This is a genomic window from Paraflavitalea pollutisoli, from assembly GCF_029360705.1.
GTDB classification, from domain to species: domain Bacteria; phylum Bacteroidota; class Bacteroidia; order Chitinophagales; family Chitinophagaceae; genus Paraflavitalea; species Paraflavitalea pollutisoli.
Genome location: NZ_JARKMX010000008.1, coordinates 1,254,111 through 1,265,888, shown reverse-complemented (window position 1 = coordinate 1,265,888; position 11,778 = coordinate 1,254,111). Strand labels below are relative to the sequence as shown.

9 protein-coding genes are annotated in these 11,778 nt (G+C 51.5%); 3 read left to right on the top strand and 6 right to left on the bottom strand.

Going from position 1 to position 11,778, the window contains the following annotated elements:
* Positions 1-13: 13 nt before the first annotated feature.
* Together P2W70_RS18845 and P2W70_RS18840 are read left to right on the top strand one after the other, a co-directional pair.
* The gene (locus tag P2W70_RS18845) at positions 14-781 is read left to right on the top strand and encodes a DUF3050 domain-containing protein (RefSeq protein WP_276483062.1); all 768 of its coding nucleotides are present in this window, start codon (positions 14-16) and stop codon (positions 779-781) included.
* A 521-nt stretch (positions 782-1,302) separates the two neighbouring features.
* Positions 1,303-4,554: a S41 family peptidase gene (locus tag P2W70_RS18840; protein WP_276483061.1), complete on the top strand. Its 3,252-nt coding sequence runs from the start codon at positions 1,303-1,305 to the stop codon at positions 4,552-4,554.
* A gap of 71 nt (positions 4,555-4,625) precedes the next feature.
* Here the strand turns inward: P2W70_RS18840 and P2W70_RS18835 are convergent, their stop codons facing one another.
* The 6 genes from P2W70_RS18835 to P2W70_RS18810 all read right to left on the bottom strand — a co-directional run bounded on the left by P2W70_RS18835 (position 4,626) and on the right by P2W70_RS18810 (position 9,362).
* Complete coding sequence (locus P2W70_RS18835; RefSeq protein ID WP_276483060.1) at positions 4,626-4,880, bottom strand: hypothetical protein; 255 nt, start codon at positions 4,878-4,880, stop codon at positions 4,626-4,628.
* A 153-nt stretch (positions 4,881-5,033) separates the two neighbouring features.
* Positions 5,034-5,246: a hypothetical protein gene (locus P2W70_RS18830; RefSeq protein WP_276483059.1), complete on the bottom strand. Its 213-nt coding sequence runs from the start codon at positions 5,244-5,246 to the stop codon at positions 5,034-5,036.
* A 21-nt stretch (positions 5,247-5,267) separates the two neighbouring features.
* A complete protein-coding gene (gene map, locus P2W70_RS18825; protein WP_276483058.1) occupies positions 5,268-6,032 on the bottom strand; it encodes a type I methionyl aminopeptidase in 765 nt (254 codons plus the stop codon).
* 132 nt (positions 6,033-6,164) lie between these two features.
* Positions 6,165-7,538, bottom strand: a complete 1,374-nt coding sequence (locus tag P2W70_RS18820; protein ID WP_276483057.1) for an alginate export family protein — start codon at positions 7,536-7,538, stop codon at positions 6,165-6,167.
* A gap of 11 nt (positions 7,539-7,549) precedes the next feature.
* Positions 7,550-8,527 carry an alpha/beta fold hydrolase gene (locus P2W70_RS18815; RefSeq protein WP_276483056.1) on the bottom strand — a complete coding sequence of 326 codons (978 nt, stop codon included), beginning with the start codon at positions 8,525-8,527 and terminating at the stop codon, positions 7,550-7,552.
* A gap of 49 nt (positions 8,528-8,576) precedes the next feature.
* Positions 8,577-9,362 (bottom strand): alpha/beta hydrolase, encoded by a 786-nt coding sequence (locus tag P2W70_RS18810; RefSeq protein ID WP_276483055.1) that lies wholly within the window; start codon positions 9,360-9,362, stop codon positions 8,577-8,579.
* Positions 9,363-9,555: 193 nt separating this feature from the next.
* On the opposite strand from P2W70_RS18810, the gene P2W70_RS18805 reads away from it, so the two are divergent.
* Complete coding sequence (locus tag P2W70_RS18805; protein WP_276483054.1) at positions 9,556-11,766, top strand: sensor histidine kinase; 2,211 nt, start codon at positions 9,556-9,558, stop codon at positions 11,764-11,766.
* Positions 11,767-11,778 lie beyond the last annotated feature (12 nt).

The following is an 11,778-nucleotide window of genomic DNA, read 5'->3' as shown; positions in this document are numbered from 1 at the left end:
TTTATTTTACACTATGAGTAAGTATATCGATCGTCTGCAACGCGACATTGAACCGCTTCGGCAACAGTTGATACAGCATCCTGTGTATGCAGCTACCAATAATGTTGATCGCTTACGGATCTTCCTGGAGCACCATGTTTTCGCCGTGTGGGATTTCATGTCCCTGCTTAAATCATTACAGCGTAACCTGACTTCCGTTGAACTGCCCTGGATACCGGTCGGTAGTCCAGAAACCCGGTACCTGATCAACGAGATCGTGTTGGGTGAGGAGTCGGACGTGGACCAGGAAGGACGCAGGACCAGCCATTTTGAATTGTACCTGAAAGCTATGGCGGAGGCCGGTTGTAGACTCGCAGTGATCGATGGTTTCATCGATAAATTAAAAGGCCGGCAGCCTGTAACAGCAAGTCTTCAAAATTCCGGTGTGCCACAGGCGGCTGCCCGTTTTGTGGAAGGTACTTTTGCCGTTATCCATGCGAACCAGCCTGCTACTCAGGCGGCCGTATTTACATTTGGCCGGGAAGACCTGATACCCGGTATGTTTATATCCTTTGTCACGGAGCTTAATAAGCAAACAGGCAATCAATTCAAGACCCTCAAGTATTATCTGGAGCGCCATATCGAGGTTGATGGCGAACATCATTCGCAATTGGCTTTCCAGATGACAGAGGAATTGCATGGAGAGGATGAACAAATGTGGCAGACTTCCACAGAAGCAGTAAAGCTGGCGCTTCAGCAACGGATCGAGCTGTGGGACGCGATTGCCCAAAGTTACAAGTAATAGCGGAGCTAGTCTATTGCAGGTCATCAGGCAATAATCATTTGCCATTCATAGGCACGTACGGCTACATAGTCCCAGGTCGGTGCGATTTTATGGGATGGATGATTTTACGTGTACGTTGCTCCTTCCCGCCTCAACCCTGTTGTCACCTCTTTGCCTCCTCATTGGGTCCTCGGGATCCGTAGTGCAACAGAGGTGGAATCGAGGAGGAACAGAGAAGGAATTGAGGAATGTGTTCCGTTTAGCTCACAGTTATGGACGAATATCACTGGTTTTGTATCCGCCCGTCCCTGAAAAAAAGAAAATCCGAGGCCAACTGCCCGTTCGTCACACAAACGGCCGTAGGTCGTCACTTGTTTCCGGGAACGCCACCCCATTTTCTACAGCATGGGGTAGGTGACGGGCTATTTTTGTGTCGCCGGAAAAGCCTTCGGTCATACGGGGGGCTTCTCAATCCAAATAATGCCGTATTTTTCGCCCCTCTTATCCTAAAGGTTTCATATTTAAACGCTACATCGCACATGAAAAAACTACTATCATCCCTGGTCCTGTCCGGATCGATCCTGGGCCTGCAGGCACAGCAGGAGGCGCGCTTACTCCGCTTCCCGGCTGTACATGGCAACCAGGTTGCTTTTACTTATGCAGGTGACCTCTATGTGGTACCCGCCACCGGTGGCGTGGCCCGGCGCATCACCAGCCATCCCGGCAACGAATTGTTTGCCCGCTTCAGCCACGATGGTAAATCCATCGCTTTCACCGGTCAATACGATGGCAATACGGAAGTGTTCCTGATCCCGGCTACTGGCGGCGAACCCAAACGCATCACTTATACCGCCACACTCGGGCGCGATGACCTGGCCGACCGTATGGGCCCCAACAATATCGTGATGGGCTGGTCGCCCGACGATAAACACGTGATCTATCGCAGCCGTGGTACGTCTTTCAATGCTTTTAAAGGCAAGTTGTACCTGGCGCCCATCAATGGCGACCTGAGCCAGGAATTGCCTTTCTCGGTGGCTTCCTGGGCTTCGTACAACGCGGATGGCTCGAAGCTGGCCATGAACCGCGTATTCCGCGAATTTCGTACCTGGAAGAACTACCGGGGCGGTATGGCGGATGATATCTGGGTAACAGACCCCGCCACCGGCAAAACGGAAAACATCACCAACAACCCGGCGCAGGATATTTACCCCATGTATTACGGGGATAAGATCTATTTCGTGAGCGAGCGCGACAAGACCGCGAACATTTTCGTGTATGATACCAAATCGAAGCAGACGCAGAAAGTGACCACCTTCAAGGAATTTGATGTCAAGTTCCCTTCCCTGGGCGATAAGTCCATCGTATTTGAGAATGGTGGCTTTATCTACCTGCTGGACCTCACGAATAACCAGACCCGCAAACTGAACATTACCCTGGCGGAAGATTTCGCCTCCGGCCGTTCCAAGCAGGTGTTTGCCGGTGATTTCATTTTTTCGGCCGACCTGTCGCCCGATGGCAAACGCACGGTATTCAGTGCGCGTGGGGATGTGTTTACCGTACCTGCCAAAACAGGGGTGACGCGCAACCTGACCCAATCGAGCAATGCCCATGACCGCAATGTAGGCTGGAGCCCCGATGGCAAATGGATCAGCTATATTTCTGACCGCACCGGCGAAGATGAATTGTACGTGCAGCAGCAGGATGGACTGCAACCCGCCAGGCAATTGACCAAGGGCGGTGGTTCGTACAAGTTCAGTCCCGCCTGGAGCCCCGACAGCAAATACCTGCTCTTTGGCGAACGTGCACAACACCTGACGCTGGTGGAGGTTGCTTCGGGCAACAGTACCCGGATCGCTCATTCCGATGCAGGTACTTTTGGGTCCTACACCTTTGCGCCCGATAGCAAGTGGATCGCGTATACCGTGCCTGGCAAGGCGCGTGAGTTCACAGTGATCAAGCTGTATAATATCGAATCAAAAAAGAACATCGCTGTTACTGATACCTGGTATAATAGTGGTGGCCCCGAATTTAGTCCGGATGGCAAACTGTTGTATTTTTCATCACAGCGTGACTTCAATCCTACCTATAGCAATACGGAATGGAACCATGTGTACACGGATATGTCGCGCCCGTATTTTGTACGGCTCAGTGCCGCCACGCCTTCTCCATTTGCCGACAAAAGCGATGAGGTTGCGGTGAAAGCGGAGGCGGATAGCGTCAAGAAAACGGGTAATGCCGATAAGCCAGCTGGCAAGGGAGTGACTGTAGTGGTGGATGAAGAAGGCCTGGCCGACCGTATCGAAAGCCTGCCGGTGATGCCCGGTTCCTACGGCGGCTTCGTGCCCGTGGAAGATGGTGTTTACTATTCTGCTGCCGGACGTGGTGGCCGTGGATTCAAGTTCTTCAGCCTTACGGATCAGAAAGAAACCGAGATCGGTAGCTTCGGCGTTTACAGCGTAAGCCCGGATGCGAAGAAGATCCTGGTGCGCATGGGCACTGATTTCTTTATCGAAAACCTCAATAAGGCAAAGATCACGCCCTCCAATAAGATCGAGTTGAGCGGACTGAAGGTCAATGTAGACCTGCGTGCCGAGTGGAAGCAGATCTACGACGAAAGCTGGCGCCAGATGCGCGACTATTTCTATGATCCCAATATGCATGGTGTGAACTGGAAGGCCATGCACGACAAGTATGCGCCCTTATTGCCTTATGTCAACTATCGGGATGATCTTACTTACCTGATCGGTGAATTGATCGGTGAGTTGAATATTGGACACGCGTATGTGAACAGCGGCGACCGTCCTTCCACCAACCGTATTCAGTTGGGATTGCTGGGTGCCCGTTTCAGCCGCGATAAAAGCGGCTTCTACAAGATCGATAGTATCCTGTCGGGCCAAAGCTGGAACAAAACCCTGGTATCGCCTTTACGGGCGCCGGGCATGAAGGTGAAGGCTGGTGACTACATCATTTCTATTAATGGTACTTCACTCAAATCGGTGGGTAATCTCTACGAACCACTGGTGGGCAAAGCCGATCAGTTGATCGAGATCGAAGTGAACAGCACGGCATCGGCTACCGGTGCCCGCAAATTGCTGGTGAAGCCCATTGCCGATGAAGCTGCTTTGTACTACCACGAATGGGTACAGCAGAACATTGCCAAGGTCAATGCGGCCAGTGGCGGACGGATCGGTTACGTACATATTCCCGACATGGGCGTAGAGGGCCTGAATCAGTTTGCCCGTTATTTCTATCCCCAACTCGACAAGGAAGCGCTCATCATCGATGACCGTGGTAATGGTGGTGGCAATGTATCGCCGATGATCATCGAGCGGTTGTTGCGACAGCCTGGTTTGGGTACCGTAATGCGGAACAATAAAACGGCGTCGATCAAACCCGATGCGCATGTAGGTCCCAAAGTCTGTCTCATCGATCAGTATTCTGCTTCTGATGGCGACCTGTTTCCCTGGCAGTTCCAGCATTACAAAATAGGACCCTTGATCGGCCAGCGCACCTGGGGTGGGGTAGTAGGTATCAGTGGTTCGTTGCCCTTTATTGATGGTGGCGATATGCGGAAGCCGGAGTTTGCCCACTTTGCTCCTGATGGTTCTTCTTTCATCATCGAAGGGGAAGGAGTACATCCGGATATCGAGGTGATCAATGATCCTTACAATGAATACAAGGGCATCGATACGCAATTGGCGCGGGGTATTAAAGAGCTGCTGGACAAGCTGGCACAAGGCGCCAAAACAGGCGTGCCGAAGATCCCGGCTTTTCCGGATAAGTCGAAGTAATACATGATCGTCAGCTTATATCATTACAACAGGAATACGAGTTCGTATTCCTGTTGTGTTTTAGGGGCAGGCTACTTCCTGACATAACAGAGCACATTGAAATTGCCGGTGAGCTGATGCGCTTTTCCAACAATGCGGCAGTCGCTACTGGCGGTGTCTTTTTGTACATTAGCCATGGTACCTTTTATCGTTCCCTGAATTCGCCTGACGTTGTATTGTTTACTGGCATCCTGTTCTGCTGCGACGGCCGTAATGACAAGCGTCAATGGGGTGAGCCCTAGTGCAGGCGCCTGGTGGGCGACCTTTGTCGCGCTATCTGTTAGCATCGGGTCTTTATTTAAGGGACCAAATCGCGCCATCTGTTTATTTCCAGGCGTCGGTTCACTGCATGGGCAGACAGCGTCGCAGTTATAGACCTGGTAAGTGCCGGGTTGCAGATCGGGCAGATAGGCTGAAAGGGCAAACACCCACTCATTCCTTTAGCTGACATACCCCAGTAACAAATGTGCATCTTCGAAAGAGGCGGTGAGGATCGGAGCCGGGTCGGTCGTTTTTGCCAGGCCATCCACGGATAATTCGATCTTTTGGTCGCTGAGGTCAATGGGGTGGTTGTCTTGGGCGGCTGGTCCCTGGCAACTGAGCAGCAAAAGAATGGACGCCAGGGCCGAGAAGCTCGGAAGGGTGTTTTTCATATGAAACGACTGGATTTTTTGTTAGTTGAAAATGCCGTTCATTTCCGTCAGGATCATTGGCTTGCCATCTGTCACTACGATAGTATGTTCGTGCTGCGCCATAAAGCCGCCTTTGTCGCCGACCATCGTCCAGCCATCGCTCAGCTCTTTGGTGTAGGAAGAGGAGGTGGAAATGAAGGTTTCGATCGCAACGACCGAATTCTTCCTGAATCGTCGTTGATCGTACCGGTTCTTATAATTGAGTAGCTCACTGGGCTCTTCATGAAGGCCTCGGCCAATACCATGGCCGCCCAGGCTTTTAATGACTTTAAAGCCTCTCTTTTTAGCCTCTGTTTCCATCAGGTGCCCGATGTCGGCTATTTTCACGCCACCCCGGATATGGTCGAGTGTGATACGCAGAATGTCTTTGGAGGCATCGACCAGCTTTTGGTGCTGGTGCAGGTCATTGCCCAGAACAAAGGAGCCGCCATTATCGGCCCAGAAACCATTCAACTCGGCAGATACATCGATGTTGATGAGGTCGCCTTCCTGTAAAATACGTTGGGTAGAAGGAATGCCATGGCAAAACTCATTGTCGACGCTGATGCAGGTGTGACCGGGGAAATTATAGGTTAACAACGGGGCCGATTTGGCGCCGAGGCTCGCCAGGATATTGCCACCGTAGGCGTCCAGTTCTTTGGTGCTCATACCGGGCTGGGCATAGGCTGTCATGGCCTTCAAGGCATGGGCCACTGCTTCACTGGCTTTTTGCATCCCCGCTAACTCTGCTGCGTTGCTGATCGACATGGGTAAATCCTCCTTTTTTATAAATGAACAGGGTGCAAAAGTACTCTTTTCTGAGTAAGTGCGTACAGTGGCTACTGTACACGAAAAAGCCCGACATGATCGGGCTTTTTCGTGTGTCGTGGTGCAGTAGGCCTAAAATTTCAATTGGGCTGTGGTGGACGTGAACAGGATGTTTTTACCCGGACCTACGTCCTGCAAAAAATCACTGGCCTTGAACCACGTAAACTCGCACCGGAAATAGAAATGCCGGTTGGGTATATACTCCAGGTGGGTCGAGTACTGCCGGCCAATCGACTTTTGCGTGCTCTCCTTACCCGAATAGATCAGCGCCGTGCTGGGACCGTAGATGCCGTCGTGGCGGCTGTAACGCCAGAAGATATCATAGTCCATGTTGAAGTACAGTCCGCGCCACAGGTCCAGGGTGACTGAGGGGTGTATGTCGAACAGGTTGGCCGGGCCGATCAGGGATACCAACCCAAAATAACCTCCGCGTGGAAACAGCGGGTTGAAGGTTTGCAGCTTGTTGTCACCATACCGGCCATCTCCACTGATCACCTCTGTTTTTACACCAAACTCCGGCTTGAGTGCGGTGTTGGCAAACTTATAGCTCGTATTGACCGAGAAAGTCCAGGCAGTTATTTGCTTGCCAGCGAAGTCGCCAAACTGATACACGCCTTCGATATCGTAGCGCCAAAACTTTTTGGCATCCCAGATCCTCGTCCCCACGGAATGCCTCAACTCTTCACCGGTACCATCATCGAACTTTGCACTCTTTCTCTGCAGTCCGAAATAATACAGATCGACGTTGCGTAAGAAAGGGATTTTACGCTTGACGAGGTACGCACCCCAAAAACGTGTATTGTTGGTCACCCCATCATCGAAGATCTTTGGCTTCGACTGTACAAAACGGGAATAGAACACATCTACCTGCCAGGTACGGCGGGCGTACAACAAGCGGGCGGCATCGAAGGCCTGCCGGTTATTGGGCCCGTCGCGCACCGCGACCAGGCGTTGCGATCCGTACAACAATTCCTGGCGACCAATCCTGAGCGTTATCGAAGATGCCTGTTTCCCTGCAAAGGCGAGATCGACAAACGCCTGGTGCAGGTCGAGCTGATTTTCATCGACCGGCGAGGGCGGGGCCACCTTCCCATTGGCAAAACTGCTTTGCAGTTGCACAAAGGTCCTGAAGTGTTTACCGGCATGGAAATCGGCATGCGCCAGGTAGCGGGTCAGCACGAAGCCGTCATTGTCTTTCGGCGCGGCGCCCCAGTTTTCGTTTTTAAACCACTGGTATTGGTACCTGATGTCGCCACCCAGGCTGAGATACGTATGCCCTTGCTGCGATAGCGGTGTGTATTTAAGGGCTTTGTACCAATCCCTGCTGCTGTCTTGTCGCAGCAGGGAGTAGTCCTCATCGTACCGGAGTTGTTTGAAGGCTGCCTGGTGTTGAGCATGACAGTAATAACAGGCCAGGCTCAGCAATAGAACGAGTAGTTGTTTCATCGATGGGGGGATCATTTGGCCAGGAAGAAATCCAGCAGATCTTTTTGCACCTGGGTCGTATTCTCCTGTACGATCCAGTGGCCGGAACCTTTGATGTTGGAACCGGTTACGTTTTCTGCTACCAGCTTACAATGATCTACCAGGAAGGCAGCACCAAAGTACTCGCCACCCATTGCCAGCAAGGGCATTTTGAGTTTTGTTTTCATGAACTCTTTATTATCCACGGCGTCCTGGTCAAAAGCGCCGAACCAATGGAAAGCGCCGGTGGTTCCTCCTTTTACAGCGTAAGCGCGTATGAATTCATTGATCTCTTCGGTGGTGAAGGGATCTTTGACATGACCTACCACTGGCCAGAAATTAGTGAGGAAGAGGCGCTCTTGTCCGGCAACCAGTTCACCGGAAGCAGGGAAACCAAAGAAGCCAAACCACCAGGCCGATGCTTTCACCTGGCTCCACACCGGTTCTACGCCGGGTAACAGGGCATCCAGCAGGGCCAGCTTTTTAACTTCTGCGGAGAACTGGGCAGCATAGGCATAGGCTACCATGAGACCGATGTCATGACCCACGAGGTTGATGTGCTCATGGCCCAGATGCTTCACCAGTCCGTGGATATAGGTGGCCATCGTTTTCTTGTCATAGTTACCGGCCAGTTTTCCCGATTCGCCGATGCCTGGGAGGTCTGGCGCAATCACCGTAAAGTGTTTGGATAACTCGGGCAGCAGGCGGTTCCACATGTACCAGTTCTGTCCAAAGCCATGCAGCAATACCAGGGGCTCGCCGGTGCCGCCAGATACATAGTGAATATCGACGCCATTGACATTGGCTGAGCCATGTTTAAAATTGGACGGTGGAGCGGCTGGTGGCGTGCTTACCGTCGTGTTGCTACTATCGGCCGACGTAGTAGCTGGTGTTTCCGTGTTCTTGGGTTCGCCATTACAGGCTGCCAGCAAAAGGCTGGTAATAATGAATACTGACATCAGGTGTTTCATGATCCGCGTTGTTTTAATGTATGTGATGGTTTGTTGTTTATGGAATCGGTCAGGCCAGTTTGCCGAGCCAGTTGAGGATGTAGTCGGCATCTTCCTTCCAGGTGGGCTGCCCCAGCACGAAATGGTTTCTGCCGGTAAACAGGGCATAGTCGGTGGTGGAGTTGCTCTTTTGGTATTTCTTATAATTGGCGTAGTTCAGCGAAGCGGGTATGGTATGGTCGTCGCTGCCGGCCGTCAGCAGCAGTGGGGCATGCGGATTTTCGAAGTTGACCCTGGCGGCAGGGGTGATGGTGTCGCGTACGATGAGTTTCGATTCGGGAATGGCAAACTGGTAATAGGCTTCTTTCTGCGCATCGCAATCCATGCCGTTGGTAAAGGCATATTTCCATTGCTCGAATGACATCAGGAACGACCGGCTGGTAGGGGTAAAGAAGCCCAGCGGTCCCCAGCCCGCCTTGAGGAAGGAGAGCTTGAAAGTAAAGATGCCTTGTGGCGGCACGGAATGAATGGCGACACCGGCCCTGCCCAGGCCTCTTTGAAGCAATAGCTGTACGATGAGTCCGCCGATGGAATGGCCGATCAGGACGGGTGGCTGATCAAGTTGTCGTACTATCCGATCAAAATGGTCGGTTATTGCGGGAAGCCGGTTGGCTGCTATATCTTTGTTGGGATGACTGTTGCGCAGCGTTTCGGGACTGGCCGATTTATGTGGCCAGGGGGGAGCAATCGTTAGAAATCCCTTACTTTCGAAATAGGTTTTCCAGGGGTTCCAGCAGCTATGATGTACAAAGGCCCCGGTAATGAAAACGACAGTTGGTGGTTGTGTAATTCCCATAAGTAATAGGTTAGCTGGATCCATACCAATTACGGTACCCAATTTGTAAGTGTGTGCTGTTCAATAGTTTGATTCGGCGAAAGGAAATTGGCCACCGTGATATTTCGCGGTTTGACGAAAAATGGACCGTGAAACTTCACGGTTGAGTAAGTGTAATTTTGATCAAGAAGATTTCCGGATGTTTAAAATGCTCATGGCTGTTTTATGGATGATGGCTACGGTAGTGCCGTTGTCGGCGCAATTGCCGGCTGGCTTGTCGCGCGCTGCGTTACAACAGCGCCTGGAGGTGAGCAAGCCGGATAGCAACCGGGTGCTGCTGTTGATGGCACTGGGTAAAACTTATTTTGGAGAACGGTACAGCGATGATAGAGCCCTATTGATGGATTCGGCAATTGGAATCTTCCGGCAAGCGATCCAGCTGAGCGAGCGGCTGCAATTGAAAAATTGGTGGTTGGAGAGTATGCAGTTGGAAGGGGATGCGCACCTGGGGAAGTTAGAAACAGATACGGGTATACAGCTTTTTTCCAGGGTAGCTGGTATTTATCATGCGCAGGGCGAACCATCGAAGGAAGCACATGCCTGGTTGCGGCTTGCCCGGCAGATGAGTTGGGGGCCTCCCTATTTTGTCCAGATACAGGGATTTTACGACAAGGCTATTCACCTGTTCGTGCAGACGCATGACCTGGTAGGAGAAGCTGATGCCAGGGTATCCCTATCAGATTATCTGTGGGCAGGTAACCATTTCGATGCCACAGAAAAGGAATTGCTGCATGCGATCGATTTACACCGGCAAATGAAAAGCACCCGCGTTTCACCCATGTATAATTATCTATCCGAGGTGAACCGTTACCGTGGCGCTTATGAGAAATCACTCCGGTATGCCACCACCTGCGTTGACAATGCCTTGCTTCACCATGATACCATTCGGATTGATTTGTACTATGGAGAGCTGGCCCTGGTGTACGATGAATTGGGGCGATGCGAAGAAAGTAGCTATTGGTATCGAAAGACCCTTCAAAAAAGAATAGATCGAAAGATAAACCGGACCGAATTGTTCAAGACAGCGAATCTATTGATCAGGCAGTTGGTGAAATTGCAGCGAAGCAGGGAGGCCCTGGCGATGATGGATAGCCTGGTCAGGACGCATACACCGAAAACAATATTTGAAAAGGCTATTGCCCTGCAAAACTATGCGCTCTGTTATGACGCATTGAAGCAGTATGCTGCCGCAGAAAATTACTATAATTCGATGGCTGCTTATTTCCGGCAAGCACCGCTCAATGAAGAATATGTGTTCGGTGGCAACCTCGACATTGGCAGGTTCTACCTGCAACACGGTCAATATGTGAAGGCCCATGGTTACCTGGATTCTGCGCTGGCTTACCGGGGTGCCCGGTTAACGGATCAAAGGGCCTTGCAACATATGTTGTTTACGGCCGATTCTGCGCTGGGTAACTATACGGCAGCCATCAGAGACCTGCAGCAATACGAGCTGTTGAGCGATTCCCTCTACAACGAAAAAAAGAGCCGGCAGATCGAAGAGTTGACCATTCAATATGAAACGGAAAAAAAGGTGCAGAATATCCGCTTACTGGAAAAAGAAACCCGGTTTCAACAGGCGGAACTGAATAAAGAGAAAAATACCCGGCGCTGGATGTTGGGTGTCGGAGTGTTGCTGGTCGTTATCGTGGCCTTGCTCATCAATTACGCGCGCTTAAAACAACGCACGAACAGCAAGTTGCAGGTGCAACAGCTGGTGATTGAAAGGAAGAACGATGACCTGCAACACCTGGTGGAGGAAAAGGAATGGCTGGTGCGGGAGATCCATCATCGGGTGAAAAACAATTTCCATACTGTGATGGGCTTGTTGCGTACGCAGTCAGCCTACCTGCAGGGGGACGAGGCCATCGAGGCCCTGGCGGAAAGCCAGCAGCGCATACAGGCCATGTCGCTGGTACACCAGAAATTGTATCAGTCGGATAATTTATCGGCCATCAATATGGCCGCTTATATCCATGAGCTTGTTGACTATCTGAAGGATAGTTTTCACACGGGCCGCACCATTCGGTTCAACCTGCGCATCGAACCGGTGGCGCTGAACATATCGCAGTGTATTCCGCTGGGGCTGATCCTGAATGAAGCCATCACGAATGCCATCAAGTACGCATTCCCGGATAAGCGCGAAGGCCGGATCGATGTGGTGTTGGAGAAAACGTTGCCCGATCATTATATCCTTTCCATTAAAGACAATGGGGTGGGCTTGCCGCCTTGTTTTGATCCGGAAAAAAGCCGCACGTTGGGGATGAAACTGATGCGGGGACTGAGTGGTGACCTCGATACCAGCTTACAGTTGATCCATGATAACGGTACCGAAATACGGCTTGACTTTGTCGCTGAAGCGTAACTCAATAACAGA